The organism is Bradyrhizobium sp. 199 (genome assembly GCF_023073355.1).
In the GTDB taxonomy this organism is placed as follows: domain Bacteria; phylum Pseudomonadota; class Alphaproteobacteria; order Rhizobiales; family Xanthobacteraceae; genus Bradyrhizobium.
In genome coordinates this window covers 307,779-332,893 of sequence record NZ_JADPJI010000008.1, presented here as the reverse complement: position 1 = coordinate 332,893, position 25,115 = coordinate 307,779, and the positions used below count along the sequence as shown (strand labels likewise).

The 25,115-nt window shown below is 63.8% G+C and carries 24 protein-coding genes and 1 pseudogene; 15 read left to right on the top strand and 10 right to left on the bottom strand.

Going from position 1 to position 25,115, the window contains the following annotated elements:
- Positions 1-32 precede the first annotated feature (32 nt).
- Both IVB28_RS23980 and IVB28_RS23975 read left to right on the top strand, forming a co-directional pair.
- Positions 33-317 (top strand): hypothetical protein, encoded by a 285-nt coding sequence (locus tag IVB28_RS23980; protein WP_247529480.1) that lies wholly within the window; start codon positions 33-35, stop codon positions 315-317.
- Positions 318-400: 83 nt separating this feature from the next.
- Complete coding sequence (locus IVB28_RS23975; RefSeq protein WP_247529479.1) at positions 401-1,117, top strand: peroxiredoxin-like family protein; 717 nt, start codon at positions 401-403, stop codon at positions 1,115-1,117.
- Positions 1,118-1,182: 65 nt separating this feature from the next.
- On the opposite strand, the gene IVB28_RS23970 is transcribed toward IVB28_RS23975, so the two are convergent.
- On the bottom strand, positions 1,183-2,064 hold the full coding sequence (locus tag IVB28_RS23970; RefSeq protein ID WP_247529478.1) for a LysR family transcriptional regulator: 882 nt from the start codon (positions 2,062-2,064) through the stop codon (positions 1,183-1,185).
- 176 nt (positions 2,065-2,240) lie between these two features.
- Between IVB28_RS23970 and IVB28_RS23965 the strand changes: the two are divergent.
- The 3 genes and pseudogenes from IVB28_RS23965 to IVB28_RS23955 all read left to right on the top strand — a co-directional run bounded on the left by IVB28_RS23965 (position 2,241) and on the right by IVB28_RS23955 (position 5,318).
- Positions 2,241-3,063, top strand: a pseudogene (locus IVB28_RS23965) (3-hydroxybutyrate dehydrogenase).
- A 70-nt stretch (positions 3,064-3,133) separates the two neighbouring features.
- On the top strand, positions 3,134-4,282 hold the full coding sequence (locus IVB28_RS23960; RefSeq protein ID WP_247529477.1) for a patatin-like phospholipase family protein: 1,149 nt from the start codon (positions 3,134-3,136) through the stop codon (positions 4,280-4,282).
- A gap of 91 nt (positions 4,283-4,373) precedes the next feature.
- Positions 4,374-5,318 (top strand): oxygenase MpaB family protein, encoded by a 945-nt coding sequence (locus IVB28_RS23955; RefSeq protein ID WP_247529476.1) that lies wholly within the window; start codon positions 4,374-4,376, stop codon positions 5,316-5,318.
- Positions 5,319-5,382: 64 nt separating this feature from the next.
- On the opposite strand, the gene glgA is transcribed toward IVB28_RS23955, so the two are convergent.
- Entirely contained in the window at positions 5,383-6,798 is a 1,416-nt protein-coding gene (gene glgA / locus IVB28_RS23950) for a glycogen synthase GlgA (RefSeq protein ID WP_247529475.1), read from the bottom strand.
- A gap of 192 nt (positions 6,799-6,990) precedes the next feature.
- Between glgA and IVB28_RS23945 the strand changes: the two genes are divergently transcribed.
- From IVB28_RS23945 to IVB28_RS23935, 3 genes are all read left to right on the top strand, one after another.
- Positions 6,991-8,187 (top strand): CoA transferase, encoded by a 1,197-nt coding sequence (locus IVB28_RS23945; RefSeq protein ID WP_247529474.1) that lies wholly within the window; start codon positions 6,991-6,993, stop codon positions 8,185-8,187.
- Positions 8,188-8,345: 158 nt separating this feature from the next.
- Positions 8,346-9,413 carry an alcohol dehydrogenase gene (locus IVB28_RS23940; protein ID WP_247529473.1) on the top strand — a complete coding sequence of 356 codons (1,068 nt, stop codon included), beginning with the start codon at positions 8,346-8,348 and terminating at the stop codon, positions 9,411-9,413.
- A gap of 133 nt (positions 9,414-9,546) precedes the next feature.
- Positions 9,547-10,626, top strand: a complete 1,080-nt coding sequence (locus tag IVB28_RS23935) for an isocitrate/isopropylmalate dehydrogenase family protein (RefSeq protein WP_247529472.1) — start codon at positions 9,547-9,549, stop codon at positions 10,624-10,626.
- A 35-nt stretch (positions 10,627-10,661) separates the two neighbouring features.
- Here IVB28_RS23935 and IVB28_RS23930 read toward each other — a convergent pair whose 3' ends face one another.
- From IVB28_RS23930 to IVB28_RS23910, 5 genes are all read right to left on the bottom strand, one after another.
- Positions 10,662-10,949 (bottom strand): hypothetical protein, encoded by a 288-nt coding sequence (locus IVB28_RS23930; protein ID WP_247529470.1) that lies wholly within the window; start codon positions 10,947-10,949, stop codon positions 10,662-10,664.
- A 104-nt stretch (positions 10,950-11,053) separates the two neighbouring features.
- Positions 11,054-11,875 (bottom strand): enoyl-CoA hydratase, encoded by an 822-nt coding sequence (locus IVB28_RS23925; protein ID WP_247529469.1) that lies wholly within the window; start codon positions 11,873-11,875, stop codon positions 11,054-11,056.
- Positions 11,876-12,002: 127 nt separating this feature from the next.
- Complete coding sequence (locus tag IVB28_RS23920) at positions 12,003-13,352, bottom strand: L,D-transpeptidase family protein (RefSeq protein ID WP_247529468.1); 1,350 nt, start codon at positions 13,350-13,352, stop codon at positions 12,003-12,005.
- A gap of 387 nt (positions 13,353-13,739) precedes the next feature.
- On the bottom strand, positions 13,740-14,111 hold the full coding sequence (locus IVB28_RS23915) for a helix-turn-helix transcriptional regulator (RefSeq protein ID WP_247529467.1): 372 nt from the start codon (positions 14,109-14,111) through the stop codon (positions 13,740-13,742).
- Positions 14,112-14,140: 29 nt separating this feature from the next.
- Positions 14,141-15,190 (bottom strand): LysR family transcriptional regulator, encoded by a 1,050-nt coding sequence (locus tag IVB28_RS23910; RefSeq protein ID WP_247529466.1) that lies wholly within the window; start codon positions 15,188-15,190, stop codon positions 14,141-14,143.
- A gap of 482 nt (positions 15,191-15,672) precedes the next feature.
- On the opposite strand from IVB28_RS23910, the gene IVB28_RS23905 reads away from it, so the two are divergent.
- Both IVB28_RS23905 and IVB28_RS23900 read left to right on the top strand, forming a co-directional pair.
- A complete protein-coding gene (locus IVB28_RS23905) occupies positions 15,673-15,939 on the top strand; it encodes a hypothetical protein (RefSeq protein WP_246916790.1) in 267 nt (88 codons plus the stop codon).
- A gap of 208 nt (positions 15,940-16,147) precedes the next feature.
- Positions 16,148-16,879 (top strand): cytochrome c biogenesis protein CcdA, encoded by a 732-nt coding sequence (locus IVB28_RS23900; protein WP_247529465.1) that lies wholly within the window; start codon positions 16,148-16,150, stop codon positions 16,877-16,879.
- An 11-nt stretch (positions 16,880-16,890) separates the two neighbouring features.
- Here IVB28_RS23900 and IVB28_RS23895 read toward each other — a convergent pair whose 3' ends face one another.
- Both IVB28_RS23895 and IVB28_RS23890 read right to left on the bottom strand, forming a co-directional pair.
- A complete protein-coding gene (locus tag IVB28_RS23895; protein WP_247530152.1) occupies positions 16,891-18,348 on the bottom strand; it encodes a sensor histidine kinase in 1,458 nt (485 codons plus the stop codon).
- A 341-nt stretch (positions 18,349-18,689) separates the two neighbouring features.
- Positions 18,690-19,034 carry a DUF1236 domain-containing protein gene (locus IVB28_RS23890; RefSeq protein WP_247529464.1) on the bottom strand — a complete coding sequence of 115 codons (345 nt, stop codon included), beginning with the start codon at positions 19,032-19,034 and terminating at the stop codon, positions 18,690-18,692.
- 137 nt (positions 19,035-19,171) lie between these two features.
- Between IVB28_RS23890 and IVB28_RS23885 the strand changes: the two genes are divergently transcribed.
- The 4 genes from IVB28_RS23885 to IVB28_RS23870 all read left to right on the top strand — a co-directional run bounded on the left by IVB28_RS23885 (position 19,172) and on the right by IVB28_RS23870 (position 22,695).
- Positions 19,172-19,405: a hypothetical protein gene (locus tag IVB28_RS23885; RefSeq protein WP_247529463.1), complete on the top strand. Its 234-nt coding sequence runs from the start codon at positions 19,172-19,174 to the stop codon at positions 19,403-19,405.
- A 435-nt stretch (positions 19,406-19,840) separates the two neighbouring features.
- Positions 19,841-20,779, top strand: a complete 939-nt coding sequence (locus tag IVB28_RS23880; RefSeq protein WP_247529462.1) for a TRAP transporter substrate-binding protein — start codon at positions 19,841-19,843, stop codon at positions 20,777-20,779.
- Positions 20,780-20,863: 84 nt separating this feature from the next.
- Positions 20,864-21,379, top strand: a complete 516-nt coding sequence (locus IVB28_RS23875; RefSeq protein WP_247529461.1) for a TRAP transporter small permease — start codon at positions 20,864-20,866, stop codon at positions 21,377-21,379.
- On the top strand, positions 21,376-22,695 hold the full coding sequence (locus IVB28_RS23870) for a TRAP transporter large permease (protein WP_027568829.1): 1,320 nt from the start codon (positions 21,376-21,378) through the stop codon (positions 22,693-22,695). The genes IVB28_RS23875 and IVB28_RS23870 overlap by 4 nt, the downstream gene beginning before the upstream one ends.
- A gap of 49 nt (positions 22,696-22,744) precedes the next feature.
- Here IVB28_RS23870 and IVB28_RS23865 read toward each other — a convergent pair whose 3' ends face one another.
- The gene (locus IVB28_RS23865; RefSeq protein ID WP_247529460.1) at positions 22,745-24,019 is read right to left on the bottom strand and encodes a serine hydrolase domain-containing protein; all 1,275 of its coding nucleotides are present in this window, start codon (positions 24,017-24,019) and stop codon (positions 22,745-22,747) included.
- Between the two features lie 176 nt (positions 24,020-24,195).
- Here IVB28_RS23865 and IVB28_RS23860 point away from each other — a divergent pair, with 176 nt between their 5' ends.
- The gene (locus IVB28_RS23860) at positions 24,196-25,113 is read left to right on the top strand and encodes an intradiol ring-cleavage dioxygenase (RefSeq protein ID WP_247529458.1); all 918 of its coding nucleotides are present in this window, start codon (positions 24,196-24,198) and stop codon (positions 25,111-25,113) included.
- Positions 25,114-25,115 lie beyond the last annotated feature (2 nt).

Genomic DNA, 25,115 nt, shown 5'->3' with positions numbered 1-25,115 from the left:
CGGGCGCTTACGTGAATCCGGAGGAGCCCCCTATGCCGAAATTGTCCAAGACCCTGATCGCCACCGCCGCGTTTGCGGTTATCGCCACCTCGGCCTTCTCGGAGGCCACCTGGGACTTCAAGGCCGGTATGGCCTATGTCTATGGCGGACCCGGCAAGATGTCGGCGATGGCCATGGCCCCGGCCGAGAAGAACCACGAGGCGATGATGAAGAACGCCAAGAAGGTGCCCCACAACACCGTCTTCTTCATGGACAATGGATCACTGTACTCCACGTCAGGACGGCTCGATCCGACCGGAAATTTCTACATCAACTGATCCGGCCTGGCGTCATGGCCGCCCCCTTGCGGGCGGCCGAACCGGGAAACTAATATTGGCCCCTGGAAATGCCGGAGCAGAAGATGACGTCTCTCTCGCCAACCGATGCCGAACAGCTCAGGCTTGCCTTCCAGCGCTGCCGCGACATGGACGGCACGCTGAACGAACAGCTCCGCGCCTATGCCGATGCCAGCCGTGCGGTCTTTCCGGCCTATGGAGAGGCAGTCGATCGCCTGGTGGAGAGACTTGGCGGGCCGGGCGGCGGCGAGACCGCGCCGCGCCCGGGCGATGCGATGCCGCCGTTCATGCTGCCGGACGAGGGCGGACGTCTCGTCACGTTGCCTTCGCTGCTGGAGCGCGGTCCGCTTGCCGTGATGTTCTTCCGCGGCCATTGGTGTCCCTATTGCCGGCTCAATGTCCGCGCCGTGGTCCAGGCGCGCGATCGCATCAAGGCCGTGGGTGCGCAGATCGTTGCGGTCATGCCGGAGACGCAGGAATACACGACGCAGATCAAGGCTGAATCAAGCGCGCCGTTTCCGATCCTGACCGATCTCGACAACGGCTATGCGCTGTCGCTCAATCTCGCGATCTGGCTGGGCGCCGAAATCCAGGGCCTGTTGTCTTATCAGGATATGGCGAAATTCCACGGCAATGACGGATGGATACTCCCGATCCCGGCCGTGTTCGTGGTCGGTCGCGATGGGGTGGTCAAAGCCCGCTTCGTCGATCCCGACTTCCGCAAGCGCATGGAGATCGATGATCTGCTCGCAGCGCTGGACAGCGCGAGCCGGGATAACTGAGGTTCGCGCGCATTCCTCCTCCTCCCGCACGAGAAAAGGAAGAGCAGCGGCGATCATTCGCAATCCTATCCCGCGATCTCGCGCCAGTCGGCGCCGCGCAGCATGCGCATCACGGCGTTGGCCACCGCCGTACGCTGCCGGCCGGCCACTCCGTAAAGGCTGACGGTGCGACGGGCGTCCAGCCCGGCGACGGCCGCGCGCGTCAGCTTCTCCGGCAGGGGCGAAGTGTGCGGCACCATGGCGACGCCGATGTCGGCCTCGACGAGCTCGATCAGGTCGCGCTCGCTCGAAATCTCGTGGCCATGCTCGATGCCGTGCTCGCGCAGGCTCGCGGAGATGCGGTGCGAGTGCTCGCAGAACGTTCGGCTCAGCAGTTGCTCCGAGCGCAAATCGTCCAGTTCGATGCTGCTGCGGCCGGCCAGCCGATGTCCGTCTCCAACGACGAGCTCGAAGCTCTCGGTGAACAGGGGCCAGACGTCGAGCCGGTCCCAGGCCTCGTCGATATCGGCGGCGATGCCGAGTTCGGCTTCCCCCTTCTTGAGGAACTCGCCGACCTCGCGGTTCGAGCCGCGCAGGAAGCGGAATTCAAGCCGGTTGAATTGCCGCCTGATCTGATTGAGGTGCGGAATCAGCAGCGCGAGGTCGATCGAATGCGTCAAGGCAACGCGCAGTGCGCCGACCTCGCCGCTTCGGAACGAGGAGGCGAGCAAGCGCGCGCCGGCGGCGGCTTCAAAACACTGCTTCAGGAGCGGATGCATGCGCTGGCCTAGCTCGGTCAGTTGCGCCGCCGGCCGTTCGCGGCGGAACAGGTCGCCGCCGAGTTCGGCCTCGAGCTGCTTGATCGCGCGCGTCAGCGAGGGCTGCGTGACGTTGCACTCCTCCGCCGCGCGCGTGAAGTTGAGCAACTGCGCCACCGCGAGGAAATAGCGGACCTGGTGCATTTCCATGGATCGGCTCCCGGCAAGATCGCCCGAACCTTATCCGATCGGATTGGGGAATGACATCCCGGCCGCAATAGCGCGCGCCTATGGATTCGGAAGCCAGCCGGTATTTCCGTTTGGGCCGACGATCCTCCATTGTTCTGCGAGGGCTGGGAGCCCAGTCGTCGCAACGGAGACGTGCCATGAACATACCGCTGAAGCCGCAGACGTCTCAGCCTGCGCGCGCGCTCGCCGGCAAGGTCGCGCTTGTCACGGGCTCGACCAGCGGCATCGGTCTCGGCATCGCGCGGGCCCTGGCCGCAGCCGGCGCCGACATCGTGCTGAACGGCCTTGGCGTCGCCGCCGAGATCGGCCGGACACGCGAGCAGATCGCCGTCGAGTTCGGCGTCAAGGCGAGCTACTCTCCGGCCGACATGACCAAGCCCAGATCGATCGGGGAGATGATCGCGGCTACCATCGCCCAATCGGGCCGGCTCGACATTCTCGTCAACAACGCCGGCATCCAGCACGTCGCGCCGCTCGATCAGTTTCCAGTCGAGAAATGGGATCAGGTCCTCGCGATCAACCTGACTTCGGCCTTTCACACGACGCGGCTCGCGCTGCCGGCGATGCGTCAGAACGGCTTTGGCCGGATCATCAACATTGCCTCGGCGCACGGCCTGGTCGGCTCGCCGTTCAAGGCGGCCTATGTCGCCGCCAAGCATGGGATTGTCGGTCTGACCAAGGTCACGGCGCTGGAGACCGCCGAGGAGGGCATCACCTGCAATGCGGTCTGTCCCGGCTACGTTTCCACGCCGCTGGTGGAAGCGCAGATCGACGGGCAGGCCAAGGCATGGTATTTCGCGCGATCAGGTGATCCGCGACGTGCTGCTGGCGCAGCAGCCGAACAAGCGCTTTGCCACGGTCGAGGAGCTCGGCGCGTTGACGGTGTTCCTGTCGACGGACGCGGCCGCTTCGATCACCGGCATCGCGCTCCCGGTCGATGGCGGCTTGACCGCGCATTGACATGGGCCGCCGCAACAAGCTGCCGTCGATGGCGAGTATTCGATCAGTGCGAGCGCACCAGGAGCGAGACATGAACGGCATGCAGGACAACACGCAGAGCAAGGTTACGGATCTGCCAGGGCAGGTCGTGCTCGTGCTCCAGGGCGGCGGCGCGCTCGGGTCCTACCAGGCCGGGGTGTATCAGGCGCTGCATGAGGCCGGAATCGAGCCGGACTGGATCATCGGCACCTCGATCGGCGCCATCAATGCGAGTCTGATTGCTGGCAACGAGCCGGGCCAGCGGCTGGCGCATTTGAAGGAATTCTGGAAACGGATGGAGCAGAACCCGGTCTGGAACCTGCGCACCGCGTTTCCCGACTTCAACGAGAAACTGGCTTATTGGTCGACTATCACCAACGGCATTCCCGGCTTCTTTCGTCCCAATCCATTGGCGCATGTCGGCGATTCCTATCCGCTGGGTGCCGATCACGCCGGCTTCTATTCCACCGCTCCGCTGGAGGGGACGCTGCTCGAGCTGGTCGATTTCAGCCTGGTCAATCGCTGCGCGCCGCGGCTGACGGTCGGCGCGGCACATGTCCGCAGCAGCCAGATGCGCTATTTCGACAGCCGTGACGGCGAACTGACCGTGAAGCACGTCATGGCCTCGGGCGCGTTGCCGCCGGCGTTTCCGGCGGTGCGCATCGACGGCGAGCTCTATTGGGATGGCGGCATCCTGTCCAACACCCCGACGGAGGCTGTGTTCGACGACAATCCGCGCAGGAATTCGCTGATCTTCGCCGTGCATCTGTGGAATCCCGTAGGCGCAGAGCCGATGACGATGGCGGAGGTGCTGAACCGGCACAAGGACGTGCAATACTCAAGCCGCATCGCGAGCCAGATTGCCCGCCAGCAGCAGGCCCACCGTCTGCGCCACGTCATCAACCAGCTCGCCGCGCGGCTTTCCGAGAGCGAGCGCCGCGACCCCGAGGTGAAGGAATTGACCAGCTACGGCTGTCCGACCCGGATGCATGTCGTGCGGTTGCTGGCGCCGCAGCTCGACCGCGAGACCCATACCAAGGACATCGACTTCAGCCCGTCCGGCATCATGCGGCGCTGGGACGCCGGCTATGCTCACACGAGGTCCGTGCTCGAACGAAAGCCGTGGATCGGCGAATTCGATCCGCTCGCCGGCGTGGTGCTGCACGAGCATATGGACGTGCTGCCGATTGCGGCGGAGTGAAGGCGTTGTGCATGATTGTCTTGCGCGGTGACGATGTCACCAGAGCGCGGTCTGGGCTATTGTCATGGCATCTTCGCCGTGAGGCCTGCCATTGGTCGCCGAGAAAGATCTGGAATCGACCCTCGATCAGGTTCGCGCCAATGCGGCGGGACCGGTTGCGGGCGTGTTCGGTCCTGACACGCTGACCTGGCGCATCGACCGGGAGGCCGTCATCTTCCTCGGCGCCGGACGTGCCTTGTTGCTGCAACTCGCCCATCCCTGGGTCGCGGCCGCCATCGCCGAACATTCCCGCACCTTTGCCGATCCGATCGGCCGTTTCCATCGCACCTTCGACATCGTCTTTGCCATGGTGTTCGGCTCGCTCGACCGGGCATTGCTGTCGTCCCGGCAACTGCATCGGCGCCACAGCATGATCGTCGGAGAGATGCCGGAGACTGTCGGCCCCTTTGCGAAAGGTTCGCGCTATTGCGCCAAGGACATCCCGTCGCTGCGTTGGGTTCATGCGACGCTGGTGGAGTCCGCGCTGTTGGCGCACGACCTGGTGCTGCCACCTCTCTCGGCAGAGGAGCGCGAGCGTTACTGGACCGAGAGCCGGCTGTTCGGTGCCTTGTTCGGATTGACGGCGGACGACCTGCCGGCGGACTGGTCGGGCTTTACGGCGTACACCGCGGCGATGGCGCATTCGGAGACGCTGACCGTCAGCCCGGCGGCGCGCGAGATTGCCGCGCAGGTTTTCGGCGGCGCGCGTCCGTGGTTGCGACCGCCGCGATGGTATCGCGCGCTGACGGCGCGGATGTTGCCGGAGCGCTTGCGCGTGGGCTTCGGATTTGGGCTCGACGCGCGCGACACCAGATCCGCTGACCGTGCGCTGGAATGGGTCAGGCGCGTCTATCCAAGATTGCCTGATAGGCTGCGCTATGTCGGCCCCTACCAGGAGGCGCAGGCGCGCTTGCGGGGCGAGGTGCAACCGGACTGGATGATCCGATGTCTGAACAGAGCGTGGATCGGGCGGCCGCAGATGGATGTGCGTCGCTGAACGCTCCCATTGCTTCGCAATCTTGTCGGCGGGCTCCCCGCAATGATGGGAAGCGCCGTCAGCCTCACACCGAAGCCAGCTTCCTATACAGCGCGCTGTAACTTCCCGCCGAGATGCTCCAGGAGAACGAGCGCCCCATGGCGCTGCGGCGCATGGTGTCGAGCTGGTCGTGCGCCACGAAAGCCGAGAAGGCTCGGCGCACGCCGCCGAGGAAGGACTCGCGCGAGGGTTTTGCGAACAGGAATCCGGTCTCGCCGTCGGTGATGGTCTCGGCAAGGCCGCCGGTCTGGTGGCCGATCGGCAGCGAGCCGAAGCGCTGGGCGTACATCTGGCTGAGCCCGCACGGCTCGAAGCGCGACGGCATCAGGGTAAAATCGCTGCCGGCAAAGATGCGGCGTGCCTGGGCGTCGTTGAAGCCGATCACCACGCCGATGGCGTCGGGGCGGCGGCGATGCGCGTCGATCAAGGCCTGCTCGAGCGCCGGCTCACCTGAGCCGGTGACCACGATCTGGCCGCCGGCATCGACGATCTCGTCGGCCGCCGACAGCACGAGGTCGATACCCTTCTGGTGCACGAGGCGGGCGACGATCCCGAACATCGGGCCGCGCGAGACCGCAAGGCCGAACTGCTTGCGGACGTAATCCGCGTTGGCCTTCTTGCCGATCCAATCACCGGCGCCGAATTGCTGGGCGAGCTGGGCGCAGGAGCGCGGGTCCCAGCTCTCGTCGATGCCGTTGAGGATGCCGGTGAGCTCGGCGGCGTCCGAGCGCAGGCGGAGCAGGCCTTCCAGACCGCAGCCGAACTCGGCCGTCGTGATCTCCCGCGCGTAGGTGCCACTGACCGTGGTGAGGTGCGAGGCATAGACGAGGCCAGCCTTGAGGAAGGAGACCTGGTCGTAGAATTCGACACCGTCGATGTGGAAGGAGCTCTCCGGTGCGCCGATCCGCCGCAGCGAATCCTTCGGGAAGAGGCCCTGATAGGCGAGGTTGTGAATGGTCAGGATCGACGGCAGCTTGGCGCCGCGCCAGGCGAGATAGGCCGGCACGAGCGAGGCCTGCCAGTCATTGGCATGGATCAGGTCTGCTGCCCAATTCTTGTCCAGCTTGCCCATGGCCAACTCAGCGGCTGCCGAGGCAAGGCGCGCGAAGCGGATGTCGTTGTCCGGCCAGTCGCGCCCGGACTCGTCGCCATAGGGGTTGCCGGGGCGGTCGTAGAGCTGTGAGCACAACAGCACGTAGACCGGCATTCCGTCCTTGGTCGCGGCCCGGCCGAGCGAGCAGGCCGGCATTTCCGCAAGCGCGGGGCAGCGGCCAACGATCTGAATATGCGTGAGTTGCTCGATGATGTCGCGATAGCCGGGCAGCATGATCCGGATATCGGCAAACGAGCGAAGGGCGCGGGGGAGGGCGGCCGAAACGGCTCCAAGTCCGCCGACGCGGACGAAGTCGTCCATCTCTGTGGTGACGAACAAGACCCTCAAGAACAGCTGCCCTCTTCCGATCCCGTTGCTGCTATGCAAGAACGGGTCCAGTTGTCCCGGAATTCCCAAGCCCGCCTTTGAGACGCGTCGGTTCGGTAAAGACTTTCCTACCCAGCCGCCGCCCTCTAGGGTCGCCGCGTCAACAACAGAGAACTTCGAGAGTTCCTAAGGTACCCAAGGACGTGAGCAAGTATGCAGGTGGCAGATAAGCATGAGGGGACGACGACAAAGGCCTTCGCAGGCCTGCGGGTCCTGGATTTTTCGACCACCATTGCCGGTCCTCACTGCGCGCGGATGCTAGCGGACATGGGCGCCGAGGTCATCAAGATCGAGACCGAGGGCGGCGAGACGATGCGGACCCGGCCTCCCTTGCGCAAGGGGTGCAGCACCGCGTTCGGCCAGCTCAATGTCGGCAAGAAGAGCGTCGTGCTCGACCTCAAATCCGAGGACGGCAAGGAGGCGGTCCGCCGGCTGGCGGCGACATCAGACATCCTGGTCGAGAACTTTCGCCCCGGCGTGATGCAGCGGCTGCGGCTCGACTACGATAGCCTGCGTCAGATCAACCCGAAGCTGATCTACTGCTCGATCTCGGGCTATGGCCAGACCGGCCCCTCGGCCGAGCTGCCGGCCTATGCGCCGGTGGTTCACGCGGCCTCCGGCTACGACATGGCGCACCTCGCCTACCAGCCCGGCCGCAACCGGCCCGATAATTGCGGCATCTATCATGCCGACGTCGTCACCGGCACCTACGGCTTCGGCGCGATCGCGTCCGCGCTCTATCAGCGTACCGTGACAGGACTTGGCCAGCACATCGACGTCTCCATGATGGAAACGATGCTGTCGCTGACGTTGACCGAGTTGCAGACCTCGCAATTCACGGTGAAGCCGACGTCGCGTCCCATGTTCGGGCCGACCGAGACCGGAAACGGCTACGTCATGATCACTGTCGCCAGCGAGAAGACGTTTCAGGGCTTGATGGGCGTGATCGGTCGCCCCGAATGGATCTCCGATCCGCGCTTCTCGACCTACGCCGCGCGCCGCGAGAACTGGGTCGAGATGATGGACGGCGTCGAAGCCTGGTCACGGCAGCTCATGACCGATGCGTGTCTCGCCGCCCTCGGCGCGGCCGGCGTGCCGGCTTCAGCCTATCGCACCGTGGCCAAGGCGCTGGCCGATCCGCAGCTCGCGCACCGGCAGGCGCTCTCGGTGGTGCGTGACGAGGGTGGCTCCTTTCAGGTGCTCAATCTGCCGTTCCGGATGTCCGGCGCCGACACCACGCCCGCCAGGACAATGGCCGCGCTCGGCGAGCATACGGGTGCGCTGCGCGCCGAAATCGGCCTCGCAGATGATGCGCCCGTTTCGCCAGGCAAGACGGCCGCGCAAGGCTGAAGCCGGCGTGGTGCAGCAAGCAATGCGGCCCTGCGTCCAGCCCGGCTTGTCATCATCGGCCGGCGTCAACTAGACAGGTCCAGGTTTGTCTCGTGTCGCGGGCCATGGCATGCTCGCGGGAGAACAACGCGACTACATAAAATGCCGGGAGGACGCCGATGAAGAGTTTCAAGGTTGCCGATTTCAAGGCGCCGCTGCAGGAGCTCGACGAGGCGACGCCGCAGCCGTCGGGCACGCAGGTGCTGATCAAGGTAAAGGCGGCCGGCGTCTGCCACAGCGATCTCCACATCTGGGAAGGCGGCTACGATCTCGGTCATGGCCGCAAGCCGCTGTCGCTGAAGGACCGCGGCATCAATCTGCCGCTGACCATGGGCCACGAGACCGTCGGCGAAATTCTCGCCTTCGGCCCCGACGTGAAGGCGACCGACCAGGGCGACCTCAAGCTCGGCGATATCGGCCTGGTCTATCCCTGGATCGGCTGCGGCAAATGCGCGACGTGTTTGGCGGGTGACGAGAACATGTGCCTGACGCCGCGCTCGCTCGGCGTCTATTGCGACGGCGGCTATTCCGATCACATGCTGGTGCCGCATCCGCGCTATCTGCTCAATCTGAAAGGGCTCGACCCGGCGACCACCGCGCCCTATGCCTGCTCGGGCGTCACCACCTACAGCGCGCTGAAGAAAGTCGAGCAGCATTTCGACACGCCGATTGTGATGTTCGGTGCCGGCGGGCTCGGCCTGATGGCGCTGTCGCTGCTGAAGGCGATGGGCGGCAAAGGCGCGATCATGGTCGATATCGACGCCAGAAAGCGCGAGGCGGCGGAGAAGGCCGGCGCGCTCGCCACGGTCGATCCCAAGGCGGGCGATGCGCTGGAGCAGCTTGCCAAGAAGGCGGGCGGGCCGATCCGCGCCGTGATCGACCTCGTCGGCAACGCCGCGACGACGCAGCTCGGGTTTGATTGCCTGACCAAGGGCGGCAAGCTCGTCATCGTCGGCCTGTTCGGCGGTGGCGCGACCTGGGCGCTGCCGCTGATCCCGATCAAGGCGGTGACGATCCAGGGCAGCTATGTCGGAAACCTGCGCGAGACGCAGGAATTGCTCGAGCTCGTGCGCACCAAGAAGGTGCCGCCGATTCCGGTGACGACGGCACCGCTCGCCAAGGCCAACGACGCCTTGGTGCAATTGCAGCAGGGCGCGGTGGTCGGACGCACGGTGCTGACGCCGTAACGAACGCTCTCTTCTCCGTCATCGCGAAGGGCGAAGCGACGAAGCAATCCAGACTGCCGCCCGCGGAAAGATTCTGGATTGCTTCGCTTCGCTCGCAATGACGACTTGGCAAACTTCTTTCTCGAGGCCTCCCATGTCCGCAAACAACGCCTTCCACATTGCCGTGCTCGCCGGTGACGGCATCGGTCCCGAAGTCATGGCGCCCGCCATCGAGGTGCTGCGCAAGATCGAGCAGAAATCGGATTTGCGGTTCCGCTTCACCGAGGCCCCGGCCGGCGCAAACAACTATCTCGCGACCGGCAAGTCGATGCCTGACTCCACCATCAAGCTGTGCGAGGAGGCGGACGCGATTCTGCTCGGAGCCTGCGGTCTGCCGTCGGTGCGCTACCCCGACAATACCGAGATCGCGCCGCAGATCGAGCTGCGTTTCATTTTCGACCTCTATGCCGGGGTGCGGCCCGCGCGCCTCATTCCCGGCGTGCCGAGCCCGATCGTCGGCGCCGACCAGCGCGGCATCGATCTTGTCGTGATCCGCGAATCCACGGAGGGCCTGTTCGCCTCGATGGGCAAGGGCGTCGTCACCCATGAGGACGCGCGCGAGACCATGGTGATCACGCGCAAGACGTCCGAACGCCTGTTCGAGTTCTCGTTCCGCCTGGCCGAGCGGCGCAAGGCGCGCGGCAAGCCGGGAATGCTCACCTGTGTCGACAAGGCGAATGTGTTCAAAGCCTTTGCCTTCTTCCGCGGCATTTTCGACGAGATCGAGAAGAAGCATCCTGATGTGAAGACCGATCGGCTCTATGTCGATGCCTGTTCGGCGATGCTGGTCAAACGGCCCTGGGATTTCGACGTGATGGTGATGGAGAACATGTTCGGCGACATCGTCTCCGACATCACCGCGAGCCTGATCGGCGGCCTCGGCATGGCGCCGTCGGCGGATATCGGCGATAAATACGCCGTGTTCCAGCCTTGCCACGGCACCGCGCCCGATATCATGGGGCAAGGCAAGGCCAATCCCACCGGCATGATCCTGTCGGCCGCGATGATGCTCGACTGGCTCGCCGACAAGCACGGCGTCGAGGGCGCGGCGGAAGCCGGCGAGACGATCGAGCGCGCGGTGGATCAGGTCTACGCCGGCGGCATCAAGCCGATGGAGTTCGGCGGCAGCAACGGCACCGCCGACATTACCAAAGCGGTCCTGGAAGCACTGTAGTCAAAGAGAAGAGGGGCCTCGCGGCCCCTCGCAGTTCACCAGCGGCGCCAGTGGTGATGGCGGTGACCCCAGCCCCACGGACGCGGGCCGTAGAAGCGTCGCGGGCCGCCGTAATAGCCGTAGGCGCCGTAATAGTTCGGGCGCCAGAAGCAACGGCCCCAGGGGTTGCAGACCCAGCGCACCTGATCGACGTCAGCGGCTGGGCCGCTCGCGATTCGATCTGCCTGCGGAATGCCGTTTGGCATTGCCGCGAACGCCGGGCCTGACGCGAGCGCTGCACCGCCCAAGGCAGCCAAACCAAGAACAGCAAATTTGAATTTCATCGCAATCTCCCTCGTTGGTGGCGAGAGAACCTGCGACGGATCAACTGGTTGCTACCGAGGGGCGGCCGCACGCGGATTTAATCTTCCTGAATGATGGTTCAGATTCAATGCCCCTGGAACTTGGGTCGGCGTTTCTCCATGAAGGCTTGCCGACCCTCGCGGAAATCCGCGCTGTCCATGCACGCACGGCCGACCGCATTGATCGCCTCCATGTCGCGCTGGCTTTCGTCCTTCAGCACCTGCGCGATGGTGATCTTGGCGGCCTTGATCGCCAGCGGGGCGTTCTCGGAAATGGTCTGCGCTATCGTCATGGTCTCGTCCCAGAGCTCGCCCTCCGGGACCACGCGCTCGACGAGGCCGATGCGCAGCGCCTCGGCGGAATCGATCCGCATGCCCGTGTACATCAAGAGGCGCGCCCAGGACGGACCAACCAACGAGACCAGATGCTTCAAGCCGTCATAACCATAGGCGATGCCGAGCCTGGCCGCGGGGATGCCGAACTGGCTGCCGTGTGCGGCGATGCGGATGTCGGCGAGCATCGCGACCTGCATGCCGCCGCCGAGGCAAAAGCCCTCGATGCAGGCTATCGTCGGTTTGGGATAGTCGGCGAATAGCGCGCGCTGCGCCGCGCTGCGCTTGGCGTATTCCTCGGACGCCGCCGCGTTATGGCGTGTCTTCTCGAACTGGCTGATATCGGCACCTGATACGAACGCCTTGCCGCCCGCGCCGCGCAGGATCACGACGCGCACCGTATCGTCGTCGCGCAAGGCCGCCAGTGCCTCGCCAAATCCCTCCCACATCTCCAGAGACATCGCGTTGCGCTTGCCGGGATTGTTGAAGGTGATCACGCCGACGCCGTTGGCCGCGTGCTTGAGGATCTTACCGTCGGCATAAGGCGTTTCGGTCGTGCCGGAAGTGTCGGGCATTGCGCGCTCGCTTGTCGTTGGCGAGGTGCAATGTGCGGCCGAGGCGAGGGCGGGGTCAACCGCGGCAAGGAGGCGGCTTTGCATCCGCCCGTGCCGCGATTGCATGGCACCGTCTGCCGGGGACGCCCTATTGCGTCACGTGCATGTGCGCGGTCAGCGGATGGGCCGCGGCATGGCCGAAGAACGCGGCCTCTTCGGCGGTCGCCTCCAGCAACTGCTCGTCTTGATTATAGACGTCGTTGCGGAACTGAACGGTCTGGTCCGCCGTCATCCATGCCGTGAGGTAGATCCAGGCCACCGGCACCCTCTTCGCCATGGCGACTTCGAGGTGCTGGCCGCTGGCAATTTCTGCATCGATGGCCGCCCGGCTCCATTTCGGCTGGTCCTTGAGCAGCCACGCCGCGAGATCACGCACGTTGTCGACGCGCGAGCAGCCGTGGGAGTCGAAACGGTAGTCGTTGTTGAACAAATTGCGCTGGTTGGTGTCGTGCATGTAGACCGAATAGGGATTCGGCATGTCGATCTTGACCGCGCCAAGCGCGTTGAAGGTGCCGTTGTGCTGACGAACCGTAAAATTCGGCGTGTGCGTGCCCGACCAGTCGACCGAATGCGGATCGATCGGATTGTCGTGGGCGTCGAGCACCTCCATGTGCATCCGCGATAAATAGGTCGGATCCTTGCGCATATGCGCAGAGATTTCGGTCTTTGCGATCGAGGACGGCACCGTCCAGGTTGGATTGAGCACGACACTGGTGATCTGCGCCGTCAGCGTCGGCGAGGGCTTTTCGGTCTTGCCGACGATGACGCGATAGCGCCGCACCACGACGTCGTTCTCGATCGCTTCTGCGAAGGCGGCGGGGATGTTGACCACGACATAGCGCTTGCCGAACTCGAAATTCATGTGCTGGAGCCGCTCGAGCGAAGCCTCGAGCTGCCGGATGCGCTTCTGCACCGGCACGTTCATCGCCGCGACCGTGCGCGGCGTCATCGTTCCCGTCGGCGCGAGGCCATGACGGGCCTGGAAGCGTTTCACCGCGCCCGCGAGATCCTGGTCGTAGCCGCCGTTCGGCTTGTCGGCGGCGAGATCGCCGGAGATGATCAGCCGCTTGCGCAAGAGATCGTCATCGGCGCCCTGGATACCGGGCGCGAATTTGGCGTCGGCCGGGATGGTCGGCCAGCCGCCGCGCACCGCGAGGCCGGAATAGCTGAAGGCTGCGTCCTTGATGCGCTGGGCGGAGCCTTCGTCATAGATTGGCTCGTGCGTCAGTGCGAGCGCCGCGGCTGAGCGGCTCTCCGCGGTCGAAGCGGGCGCAGCAGCTTTCGGTGCTGCCGCATGAGCCGGATTGGTGGCCGCAGGCACCGTGCCCGCCGAAGTCGCCGACTTGGGGCCGGCCTGGCCCGTGGTCTCGGTTTGCGCAAGCGCCGAAGCGCTGGCGAACAGGCCTATGGCAATCATCACGGCATGGCGCTTCGACATATGTCCAGTCTTCCCCACGAGAACGAGGCCCGGACGGGCGCCCGCATTGGCAATTCCGGTCGGCGCGCCGCGTACGCCGATCGGCAAATCAGCAGAAAGTTACGGTGTCAGGGTTGAGGTCCCAATAAGCACGGCAGCCGAAAGCTCCGCGCGTCCGATGCGGAGTCTCTCGATTGGGTCGCAGCAGGGCCGGGATGGGTTCGCGAAAAGCGCGATGAATGGCGGACAAACCGCCGAGAAAAAGGCGGCCAAGCCGCCTTGGACAGCAGAGGCAGCGCGCAGCTGGCGCGCAAGCCCAAATCTTCTCCCTCAGATATCGTTCAATCCGGCCGCGCCCCCGTGGCGCGGCGGATTGAAGAGTGGCCCTAAAGGCAGACCGTCGATCGATCAGCTTTCGTTCGCTGCGATCGATTCCATCAGCGAGACGAGCTGCCGCTGCACCGTCTGGTCCTTGATCTTGCTGTAGGCGCGCAGCAGGCGGAGGCTGAAGGCGCTGTCGAGGAACAGCAGGCTCTCGACTTCGCGGGCCTTGTTGTCGCCGTCGTAGAAGAAGGTCACGGGCACATCGAGTGCGGTGGCGATCTGCTGAAGCCGAGCCGCGCCGACGCGATTGACGCCCTTTTCGTATTTCTGGACCTGCTGGAAGCTGACGCCGAGCTGCTCGCCCAGCTCGGCCTGCGAGATCTTCATCTCGACGCGCCGCAGGCGGATCCGCTTGCCAAGCTCAATGTCCGGCTTGCCGGCACTGCGCTGCTTCATTCTTTTCGCCGCTGCTTTCATCTTTGTTCTCACCTTTGTTCTTCGGTTGAAAATCCCCCGAAGAGCTGGGTCAGGGGTTCGCCCATATACGAGTCCTTGAATTCATGCGGGTGCACGAACTCTTCCTTAAACCACGGGAAGCGGGCCGGACTGAAAGCTTCGATCAGCCAGTCAATCATGTGCCGCACGCGCGGAATACGGCCGCTACCGGGATGGTAGGACAACCAGATATCCAGCGGTCGGTTCAGCTCGACCTCCAGTGGAATCAATTTCCCGCCAAGCGCAATGGCGTAGCTGGGGAAGACGCCGATGCCGGCGCCATTGGCGACCGCCCAATAATTAGCGCTCGAGACGTTGGTCTTCATGACCAAGAGGTCACGTTCCGAAACGCCCGGGAAGAAGCTCTCGAAGGATTCCTTGGCGGCGAGCTGATCGGCGAATTGCAGCACCAGGCGATGCTTGATCAATTCCGCAGCCGAACGCGGCGCGCCATGCTTTTCGATGTATTTCTCCGAGGCCCAGAACATCAGGTGCATGCGGCCGAGCCGCACCAGCTTGATGTCGAGCGCCGAGGGACGCGACAGATGGATGGCGACGTCGGCCTCGTGACGTGAAACGTCGGCCGAACGCATCGCGCAATGCAGGTCGACCAGGATCTTCGGATAGGCCTGCTGGAATTCAACCAGGCGCGGGGCGAGCCAGAACGTGCCGAGCCCCTCGGTGACGGCGACCCGAACCTCGCCGGACAGGGCGTTGGCCATCGAATCACTGGCGCGCAGCACGTCGAAGGTGGCGGCTTCCATGCGCTCGACGGCGGAGACCACCAGCGCGCCTTCATCGGTCAGGTGGGTGCCGTGGACGTCGCGGGTGAACAGCGTCGTGCCGGTCTGGCGTTCGAAATCGTCGATCCGCCGGCGCACCGCGTTGATCGACAGGGACAAGCGCTCCGCCGCCGAGCGGAAACTTCCGCATCGGACGACTTCGAGGAAGATGCGGGCCGCATCCCAATCAGAGAGGCCGCTGAGATTTGTCTTTGGGCGTTCCGTCAGACGAACGCCCCTTTCCGCCATGGAGTGCATACAAGTCCCTTCGGGTCGCTAAACTGGCAGAATCTGGCGCAAACCACAACCACTGCGGGTTGGGGGACGTTGAGTTTTGAACGTCATCCTTACTACTCGTAGGTGGTATTAGAGTGCTGCCAAAGCTGGGGAATCGGGCGGACTATCTGCCCGGATGAGGGGTGTGGCGTGTGTTCCGTTGCGAGCCGTCAAATGGCTGCGGGATTGCAGGCGCTGTTCGCAAGGAATGACTTTGCGCAAGAGCCGGCGTCGCCTCCCTCGAGGGATCAATCACAGCGCGCCGGGCGTTTCCTTTCGGACCGCTTCGACAATGGCCAGCTGAGCAGCGCAGCGATGTTGGCCGGAATTGCGGTTCCAAGGCTTAAACCGACTGAATTCAGGTTCGGAGGCGCAGCGGCCTCATGTTATCTTCGGTATTCCGTGGGGGCCGAAGGGGTCGCCACAACCACGTCTCGCAGGCCGAATTAACGGAAAGAACGCCGGTGTCGCATTCAGACGAACAGTTGCAGTCGGTGCTGGAAACGCTCGAGGAGTGCCGCAGGGTGCTCAACGCGTGCGACAGCCGTGAGTCGGCCGAGCTGCTGTCCATCGCCATCCTCGACGTCAGGATGAAACTCAAAGGAATCGACAGCGCCGATCTGAAGGCACTGTGCGACGAAATGTTGCGGAGCGCTGCGAGCGAGCCGCCGTCCCCCTCCAAGCAGACGCAGGACCAGCCCCGGCGTCCGCTGCTCCGCGTGGTGAAATAGCCGCGCCGCCGAAGCTCTCGCTTTTTGGCGAGCTTTGTGCGCGTCCCGATGCCGCACCTGTGATCGCAGACGGCATCCGGAGGAGCCCTGGTCTCGTGCGCCTCTGTTGCGCATTCCCGGGCATCGGCTACACCGGAGCCGGTTCGGCTCCGGGCCGGGCGCATTCCCCGCGCGCCGTACCGGCACCTGAGATGGCTCAGACGGCATCATGCAAAATGTTTCGATCCCGGCGGCGCTGATTGCCGGCCTCGTCAGCTTCCTCTCGCCTTGCGTCCTGCCGCTGGTTCCGCCCTATCTGATCTATCTGACGGGCGCCTCGATCGAGCATGTCGAAAGCGACGAGCCGGCTTCGACCTCCAAACGCGCGATCATGATGTCGGCGCTCTTGTTCGTGCTCGGATTCTCCACGGTGTTCGTAGCGCTCGGCGCCAGCGCCTCGCTGATCGGGGGCCTGATCCGTGCCTGGTCGGCGGAGCTGTCGATCCTCGCCGGTATCGTCATCATCGTCATGGGCCTGCACTTCCTCGGCCTTACGCGCATCGGCCTGTTGATGCGCGAGGGCCGGCTGCCCATCCCGAAGCCGGTCGGGCTCTGGGGGGCCTATATCATGGGCCTCGCCTTCGCCTTCGGCTGGACCCCCTGCATCGGCCCGATCCTCGCCGCGATCCTCTCGATCGCCGCGGCTGAAGCCACGGTCACCAAGGGTGCCGGCCTGCTCGCGGTGTATTCCGCAGGTCTCGGCATTCCCTTCCTGATCGCCGCGCTGATGATCGAACAGTTCTCCGCCCTGTTCGCACGCATGAAGGGCCACCTCGTCAATGTCGAGCGCGCCATGGGCGTGTTGATGGTGATCACCGGCATCGGCTTTCTCACCGGTGCGGTCTCGAATGTGAGTATCTGGCTGCTCGAGACGTTTCCGGCATTGCAGACGATCGGGTAGGGCGTTCCCGTTCACCGCGCCTCGTCAAGCGTGCAGATCACCGTGCAGACGACGCCGCGCGGCAGGAAGTCGACGGTTGCCTCGCCGCCGAGCTGATCCCGCGCGCTGCGCTCGATCAGGCGCGAGCCGAAGCCGCGCTGCACCGGCGCGGTCACCGGCGGTCCGCCGATCTCGGTCCAGATCAGCCGCAGCCGCGGCTTCGGTGCATCGGCGATGACCTCCCATTCCAGTGTCACCCGGCCGGTCTCGTTGGACAGCGCGCCGTATTTCGCGGCGTTGGTGGCGATCTCGTGGACGATCATCGACAGCACCACGGCGAGCCGCGGCGACAGCGGCACCGCGGGACCGGTCATGCGGATGCGGTCCGGGCTATTCAGCAGGAAAGGTTGAAGCGCGCGGGCGATCACGTCCCGGAGTTCGGAGCCCGCCCATTTCTCCTGGCTCAGAAGGTTATGCGCTTCGGCCAGTGCACCGAGCCGGCCTTCGAACTTGGTCCGCTCGTCCCGACTGGCGCTGCGGAAGGTCTGCACCGCGATCGCCTGCATCAAAGCCAGGGTGTTCTTGACGCGATGGTTGAGCTCATCGATCAGGAGATTGTGCAGCATCTCGCCGCGCGCGATCGTGGTTGCCATCCTGACCGCGAAGGTCAGGCCGGTCAGCAGCAGGATGCCACCGATCAGGCTGGTGATCGCGATGTTGCGCCAGAGCGGCGCGATCAACGAGTTCTCGGCGACGCCGGCCACAACCGTCCAGCCGGTCAGCTCCGACCTGGTAAAAGCGGAGGACAGCGCGACCCCGTCAAGCGAAACGCTCGAAAGAGTGGCCTCTGACGTGCGAGACATCGCATCATAGAGTGCGCCGGAAGCCTGCTTGCCGACGGTCTCGCCCGGATTCGGCGCACGTGCAAATACGATGCGCTTGGTGTCGAGCAGGGACACGGTCCAGAGCTGGTCGGGCCGCTGCTTCTCCACCAGCTGCTGAAAGATGCTGAGCGGCGGGCTGAAGCAGAGGTCGTAGATCACCTCGCCGTCGCGGAATACCGGAAGCTCGACGGTGAGCATCTGCCGCCCATTGATCGCGCCTGTGAACAGGTCGGAATATTGCGGCGACCTGGTCGCGAACACCTTTTCGACGATCTCCAGATGGCCGCGTGGCGGCAGGCTCCCAGTGTCTTCCGTTGCGGAGGAGAACAACACTCGGCCTTTGCGGTCGGAGATCAGCACCAGGCCGCCTTTGCCATATTGCTCGACGAAACCGAGCGCGATGCGGCGGAAGTTCTCGAAGTCGTCGCTGCGCAGCGAATTCGTGAGCGCAAGGACCTGCAAGCCGCCGGTCATCCGCTGCACTTCGGAGTCGAGAACGAGGCGCATGTTGCGCACGTTCTCCAGCACGCGGCGGGCCGCGTCGCTGCGGTCCTGCTTGTAATTGTAGAAGACAATGCCGACCGCAAAGACGATCAGCGGCAACATCGTTCCCGTGACGAGAAGAGCGAGCCGGACCGGCAGGGTGAGCTTTGACAAACGCAGGCGTCCCGGTTCCGGCGGCAGCGGCCGGATTATGATTTTGGGGGACCATACGGGCGGGACTTAGGCTACGCCACGATTTTCGCATCCGGCGAGCTGTCCAGGGACAAAATGTTGCAGCGCAGTGCCTGGTTGCGCCTCAGCTCATGCTGACGGCGGTCAGTAACAGACACGCGGCGTAGACAGCCGCCAGGCTGAGCCCGGCGATTCGAGCCTCTCGATTCGATTTCATGTGCAGAACTCCGCGTAGGGGCGACCGCTTCTGGGCGGTCACCCCTCAGCCTTGATCAATCGATTTCCTGAACGACCGTGCGTGAGCCGGGATCGACGAGCATTACGCGATCGCCGGAATAGACGTAGCGATATTTGGTGAGCGAGGGACCCCAGTCCGCGGGAACGGCCTCGAGTTCGACCTCGCTCGGCACCGCCGCACCGACGACGATCCTTTCCTTGGTCGTCACCGGCCGGACGCGATGCTCGGTGACGTAGGATTTGATCCTGGTTCGGTACTGCGGCTCGATCTGAACAGCAGCCGCATGGCCGGTCCCGGTGGTGGTCACCACGGTGGACTGCGCGAAGGCGCCGGTCGAAATCAGGACCGCCGCGGTGGAAACCAGCAAGAGCTTTTTCATCTTGTTCTCCTCCTCGGAATGAGCGCTGCAACAACATCCCATCCGTGACGACGTTCCCTCCGGAACGGAACAAATTGCCACTTCTTCCCGTTTGTGAGTCGATCGGGCTGGAAGCCCGGCAATTGGAGGAGGATCCTATGAAGCTGAAAATTGCAACCGCAGCACTGATGGTTACCGCATTGTCCCTGCCGGCATTTGCGGCAGACGAGTTCTACGTCGTGCAGGACGTCAAGACCAAGAAGTGCACGATCGTCGACAAGAAGCCGACGGACACGTCCATGACCGTCGTCAGCCCGTCGGGCACGATCTACAAGTCGCGCACCGAGGCGGAGAGCAGCATGAAGACCGTCAAGGTTTGCACGTCAAATTGAGGAGGATGACAAATGCCAGTCCTTATTTTGTGGGCCGTGCCGGCCGTTCTGGTGATCGGCGGCGGCATTTATCTGATTGGACATATGCACTAGCTTGAATTGGCAGGACAGCCGACCTGTGCGCGCACGCACAGGTCGGCAAGCATTCGGCCTCGCAAGTCTTCGCATCCTTTGAGCGCTTAGGCCGCGGGCCGGCAGGCGAGTTGCAGTGCAGCAGACCGTGCAGGGGAAGCCCTGCGACGAAGGAGTAGCGCCAGCGCAGTCGAAATCACTTCCGTCCCGCCGAGGTTTTTCATACGCTTCCTCTCGCAAGCCGCATACCGGCTGCGCTTACGCCCCGGCGACAGGGGCGGAGCATCAAAGGGAGGGGAGACGATGAAGCGAAGATCATTTCTCGCTAGTATCGGGGCGACAACTGCGGCGGCTGCGATTGGCATGCCGTCGATTCTCAGGGCGCAAGCGCCGGTCACCCTGAACGGTGCAGTCCAGTTCAACGACGACCACGCCTTCAACCGGGCGCTGCTCCGGTTCGAGGAGCTGGTGAAAAAGTATTACGGCAAGCCCGTCAACTTCACCCTGCACAGAAACTCCTCGCTCGGCCTTGAGAAGCAATATTTCGAGTACATGTCGCAGGGCAAGGCCGTCGATTACGGCATCGTCTCGCCGGCTCACATGTCGACCTTCGCCAAGGCCGCCCCGTTCATCGACGCGCCCTTCGTGTTCAAGGGCATCGATCACATGAACAAGGTCGTCGAAGCCAACATCCTGGCGCCGATCGCCGATGAAGTCGCGGCGAAGGCCGAGGTCGTTCTGATCGGTTATTCCGGCGGCGGCATCCGCAACATCTTCGCCAACAAGCCGCTCAAGAATCTCGCCGATCTCAAGGGGCTCAAGGTTCGCGTGCAGGGCGCGCCGATCTGGTCCAAGACCTTTGCGGCGGTCGGCATGAGCCCCACCGTGATCGCCTACAACGAAATCTACAACGCGATCCAGAACGGCGTGATATCGGCCGGCGAAAACGAGGCGGCCGGAGTCGAGGCGATGAAGTTCTACGAAGTGGCTCCGCACCTCAACCTGACCCAGCACGCCGTCTCGATCCGGCCGATCTGCTTCTCGGTGAAGACGCTGAAGACCTTGCCGAAGGATTTGCAGGACGCGATCATGAAGGCCGGCAAGGAGGCCGGCGACTATGGCCGACAACTGGAGTCGAGCGAGGAGGTCGTCAAGCTCGACACGCTGGAGAAGGCCGGCAAGCTCAAGCGCGTCCCCTTCGAGGAGCGGGACGCCATGAAGAAGCTCGCCGACCCCGTGATGGCCACCTACGCCAAGGAAATCGGTGCGGAAGGCATTTTCGAGAAGATCAACGTCGTCTGAGAATTGTCGCCGCCCACGCGACAGGACGTCGGGGCAAGCCAGACGGCTTGCCCCATTGCGTGATTGTGATCCCCCGGAGTCGTAATGACCGAAATATCGATGCCACCGAACCCGTCGCTATGGCGCCGAGCAACGGCGGCCTATGCAAAACTGCTGGAAATCCTGCTCGCCGCCTCTGTCGGCCTTCTGGTCATTCCGGTCACGTTGCAGATCATCTCGCGCTACACGCCTTTGATTCCGTCCTACATCTGGACCGAGGAGATGGCGCGATTCATGTTCATCTGGACGATCATGATCGGCGCCATGGTCGGCATCAGAGAGTCGCAGCATTTTGAAGTCGACGTCTGGCCTGAGCTGTCACCCGGAAGCGAAGCCATGGTGCGGATCCTCGCGCGGCTCGGCGTGCTGGCGCTGGCGCTGGTGTTCGTATCCGCCGGCCTGGAGTTCACCCGCTTCGCCTGGAATAGAACTTCGGAGCTGGCCGATCTGCCGCTTTGGCTCATCCATGTTGCCTGGCCGGTTGCCGGCTTGACGTGGATCGTGTTCGCCGGTGAACAGATTGTCGACGAGATGCGAATTCTGGTTGGGGCAAATCGATGAGCGGCAATGTTCTTTCTGCCGGACAGGCCGCCATGGTCCTGTTCGGTACTTTCGTTGGCCTGCTCATCATACGCGTGCCGGTCGCCTTCGCGCTTGGCCTTGCCTGCGTGCCGATCCTGCTGATCGAGCCGCATTTGTCGCTGATGACGCTCGCGCAGGAAACATTCAATGCCTACAATTCGTTCATCCTGCTGGCGGTGCCGTTCTTCCTGCTCACCGCCAATTTGATGAGCATCGGCGGCATCACCGACCGGCTGGTGGCGCTGTCCCGCTCGATGGTCGGGCACTGGCCGGGGTCGTTGGCGCAGATCAACGTCGTGCTGTCGGTGTTCTTTGCCGGCATCTCCGGCTCCTCCACCGCGGACGCGGCGAGCCAGTCCAAGATCTTCATCGATGCCCAGACCAAGGAGGGCTACGATCTCTCGTTCTCCATCGCGATCACCGCGGTCTCGGCCGTGCTCGCGGTCATCATCCCGCCCTCGATCCTGATGATCGTGTGGGGTGGACTGATCTCGACCTCGATCGCCGCGATGTATCTCGCGGGCATCGTGCCGGGATTGCTGATCGCCGGAGCGCAGATGGCGACAGTGCATATCTATGCCGTGCGACGAGGTTACCCGACCTATCCGAAGGACACCTGGAGGGAGATGTGCTGCGCCATCTGGCGCTCGATACCGGCGCTGCTGACGCCGTTCATCATCGTCGGCGGCATCCTGCTGGGGTGGTTCACCGCAACCGAATCCGCCTGCGTCGCGGTGCTTTATTCCGTGGCGCTATCGACATTCTTTTACCGTGAAACCGGCGCGCGCGAACTCTACAAGGCCTTGCTCGACACCGGCCGTCTCGCGGGCGTCGCGCTGTTCTGCGTGGGCACCGCCAGCGCGTTCGGCTGGCTGCTGGCTTACTACAGGATCCCGCAGGAGCTGCTGGCCAACGTCTCGACCTGGGGCATGGGCGCGATCGGGGCCGGCTTCTTCATCGCGTTCTGCTTTCTGGTGGTGGGCTGCTTCCTCGACGCCATTCCGGCGATCATCATCGTCGGCACCGTTCTCGAACCGCTGGCGAAATCGGTGGACCTTCATCCGGTGCAGTTTGCGATCATCTCGATCGTCTCGCTCGCCTTCGGATTGGTGACGCCGCCTTATGGCTTGTGCTTGATGATCGCCTGTTCGATCGCAGGGGTGCGGCTGCGCTATGCGCTGAAGGACACGGTGATCATGCTGATCCCCATGCTGCTCGTGCTGGCGGCGCTCATCATTTGGCCCAGCGTTTCCCTGTTCCTGCCGCGCCTGATCGTGCCGGAGATGCTGAAATGAGCAAAGCTTGATCCCGCGGCTCTGATGCCGCGGGATCGGTGCATTTTTCTCAGAGATTGCTCTCGGTGATCGCAGCGTAGACCATGCTGCGCAGCTCGCGACGGAGCGGGTAGGCGCTCGACGGCAGCACCTGCGTCATGAAGATGGTGATCAGCTCTTCGGCCGGATCGATCCAGAACGACGTCGTGGCCGCGCCGCCCCAAGCATATTCGCCGGGGCTGCCGGCGATCAGCGTCTCCGCCGGGCGCATGGTCACGGCGAAGCCGAGGCCGAAGCCGATGCCGTTATAGGCGGCCTCCGCAAATAGCGAGCGCGAAACCTCCGGCAGCGTGCGTCCACCCGGAATGTGGTTGGCCGTCATCAGCGCCAGCGTCTTCGGTCCGATCAGCCTGATGCCGCCGAGCTCGCCGCCGTTGAGCAGCGCACGGCAGAAGGTGAGATAGTCGGCCGTCGTCGAGCACAGCCCGCCGCCGCCCGAGATGAAGGAGGGCGGTGACAGGAACGAGCTCTTGCTTGGATCGTCCTGGAGCGTCAGGCCCTCGCGGCGCTGGCCGGCATGGAAGGTCATGCCACCGCCCGGATCGGCCGAGTAGCAGGCCGCGAACCGATGGGCCTTGGAAGCCGGCACGTGGAAGTCGGTGTCGGTCATGCCGAGTGGATCGAGGATGCGTGTCTTGAGGAACTGCTCGAACGGCATGCCGGAGATCTTGCCGACGAGATAACCGAGGACGTCGGTCGAGACGGAGTAGTTCCAGGCCTCGCCCGGCGAGAATTCCAGCGGGATTTTTGCCAGCGCCTCGATCATGGTCTGGAGCGTGCCCGACTTCTCCACCTCGCCGATCTTCTCGGCGCGATAGGCGGCGTCGACATTGGAGCGTTGCTGGAAGCCGTAGGTGAGGCCGGAGGTGTGGCGCAGGAGGTCGACGATCAGCATCGGCCGCGACGGCGGCCGGGTCAGGAAGGAAGGCGCGGTGCCCGCGACGAATATGCCGAGGTCCTTCCATTCTGGAATGTATTTGGCGACGGGCTCGTCGATGGCGACGAGGCCTTGCTCCACCAGCATCATGAAGGCGACGCTGGTGAGCGGCTTGGTCATGGAATAGATGCGGTAGATGGTGTCGTCCTTGACCGGCAGCTTGCGCTCGACGTCGGCAAAACCCTGGACCGAGCTGTGGGCGATCTTGCCTCGGCGATAGACCAGGAGATGCGTGCCCGGGAAGCGGCCGGCATCGATGTACCGGCTCTTCAGATGCGCATCGACGCGGTCGAGCGCGGCCTTGGACATGCCGACGGATTCGGGCGAGGCGGGGGTGGGGGCGAGCATCAGTTCCTCCGGACAGCTTTTCTTGGAAGGTTGATAGCCGAAGTGGCGGCCCCATTCCAAGGGCGTCGCGCTTAACGTCGGCGGGCCGACTGGTGTAGACTCCGCCTTGGAAGACCTCCAAGGAGCCCCTGAAAGGAGCCCCTTGGGGCCAATGAGAAAACGCAGGCAAACGCACCATGACCCAGTTCAACGAGACCGAACTCACCGACGCCGTCGTCCGGAGCTTTGACCAGACGCCCGACACGCGCGCGAAATTCCTGCTCCAGGAATTGGTGAAGTCGCTGCACGATTACGTGAGCAAGACCGGTCTCACCTTCGAAGAATGGGAATACGCCATCGATTTTCTGACCCGCACCGGGCAGAAATGCACCGATACCCGCCAGGAATTCATCCTCTTGTCCGACGTGCTCGGCGTCTCCATGCTGGTCGACGCCGTCAATCATCGCGACCGCGACGGCGCTACCCAGACCACCGTGCTCGGCCCATTTTATGTCGGCGAGCACAAGGTGACAGCGCATGGCACCGATATCTCGCCGAACAATCAAGCCGGCGAGCGGATGTTCGTGCAGAGCCGCGTGACCGACCTCAAGGGCAAGCCGCTCGCCAATGTCCCCGTCGACGTCTGGCATGCCGATGACGACGGCTTCTACGATTCCCAGAAGCCGAACTACGACGAGGTCGGCGCCTCGGCGCGGGCGCGCTTCGTCACCGACAGCGATGGCCGCTTCTTCTTCCGTACCATTTTGCCATGCAGCTATCCGATCCCGACCGACGGCCCCGTCGGAGAGATGATCATGCAGACCAAGCGTCACCCGATGCGCCCGGCGCATGTGCATTTCCTGGTCAACGCAAAGGGCTATGAGCCGCTGATCACCCACGTCTTCATGGACGGTGACAAATACCTGGATTCCGACGTGGTGTTCGGGGTCAAGGACGATCTCATCGCCAAGGTCGAGCCGCGCACCGACCATGAGATGCCCGACGGCACCAAGGCGAACGGGCGGTGGCACCTGATGACTTACGAATTCCACCTCAAGCCCGGCGGCGGCATCGCGCCGAAACCGCTGGGTGTGAAGGCGGAAGAGCCGGCGTGAGG

Excerpts from the sequence above, each read along its gene's own strand:
- IVB28_RS23915 (WP_247529467.1), bottom strand. The coding sequence starts at position 14,111 with ATGAAGCAGCGCAGTGCCGGCAAGCCGGACATTGAGCTTGGCAAGCGG.
- IVB28_RS23900 (WP_247529465.1), top strand. The coding sequence starts at position 16,148 with ATGCAAAATGTTTCGATCCCGGCGGCGCTGATTGCCGGCCTCGTCAGC.
- IVB28_RS23940 (WP_247529473.1), top strand. The coding sequence starts at position 8,346 with ATGAAGAGTTTCAAGGTTGCCGATTTCAAGGCGCCGCTGCAGGAGCTC.
- IVB28_RS23875 (WP_247529461.1), top strand. The coding sequence starts at position 20,864 with ATGACCGAAATATCGATGCCACCGAACCCGTCGCTATGGCGCCGAGCA.
- IVB28_RS23910 (WP_247529466.1), bottom strand. The coding sequence starts at position 15,190 with ATGCACTCCATGGCGGAAAGGGGCGTTCGTCTGACGGAACGCCCAAAG.
- IVB28_RS23880 (WP_247529462.1), top strand. The coding sequence starts at position 19,841 with ATGCCGTCGATTCTCAGGGCGCAAGCGCCGGTCACCCTGAACGGTGCA.
- IVB28_RS23865 (WP_247529460.1), bottom strand. The coding sequence starts at position 24,019 with ATGCTCGCCCCCACCCCCGCCTCGCCCGAATCCGTCGGCATGTCCAAG.
- IVB28_RS23975 (WP_247529479.1), top strand. The coding sequence starts at position 401 with ATGACGTCTCTCTCGCCAACCGATGCCGAACAGCTCAGGCTTGCCTTC.
- IVB28_RS23920 (WP_247529468.1), bottom strand. The coding sequence starts at position 13,352 with ATGTCGAAGCGCCATGCCGTGATGATTGCCATAGGCCTGTTCGCCAGC.
- IVB28_RS23970 (WP_247529478.1), bottom strand. The coding sequence starts at position 2,064 with ATGGAAATGCACCAGGTCCGCTATTTCCTCGCGGTGGCGCAGTTGCTC.
- IVB28_RS23895 (WP_247530152.1), bottom strand. The coding sequence starts at position 18,348 with ATGTTGCCGCTGATCGTCTTTGCGGTCGGCATTGTCTTCTACAATTAC.
- IVB28_RS23870 (WP_027568829.1), top strand. The coding sequence starts at position 21,376 with ATGAGCGGCAATGTTCTTTCTGCCGGACAGGCCGCCATGGTCCTGTTC.
- IVB28_RS23885 (WP_247529463.1), top strand. The coding sequence starts at position 19,172 with ATGAAGCTGAAAATTGCAACCGCAGCACTGATGGTTACCGCATTGTCC.
- IVB28_RS23935 (WP_247529472.1), top strand. The coding sequence starts at position 9,547 with ATGTCCGCAAACAACGCCTTCCACATTGCCGTGCTCGCCGGTGACGGC.
- IVB28_RS23930 (WP_247529470.1), bottom strand. The coding sequence starts at position 10,949 with ATGAAATTCAAATTTGCTGTTCTTGGTTTGGCTGCCTTGGGCGGTGCA.
- IVB28_RS23960 (WP_247529477.1), top strand. The coding sequence starts at position 3,134 with ATGAACGGCATGCAGGACAACACGCAGAGCAAGGTTACGGATCTGCCA.
- IVB28_RS23925 (WP_247529469.1), bottom strand. The coding sequence starts at position 11,875 with ATGCCCGACACTTCCGGCACGACCGAAACGCCTTATGCCGACGGTAAG.
- IVB28_RS23860 (WP_247529458.1), top strand. The coding sequence starts at position 24,196 with ATGACCCAGTTCAACGAGACCGAACTCACCGACGCCGTCGTCCGGAGC.
- IVB28_RS23980 (WP_247529480.1), top strand. The coding sequence starts at position 33 with ATGCCGAAATTGTCCAAGACCCTGATCGCCACCGCCGCGTTTGCGGTT.
- IVB28_RS23945 (WP_247529474.1), top strand. The coding sequence starts at position 6,991 with ATGCAGGTGGCAGATAAGCATGAGGGGACGACGACAAAGGCCTTCGCA.
- IVB28_RS23890 (WP_247529464.1), bottom strand. The coding sequence starts at position 19,034 with ATGAAAAAGCTCTTGCTGGTTTCCACCGCGGCGGTCCTGATTTCGACC.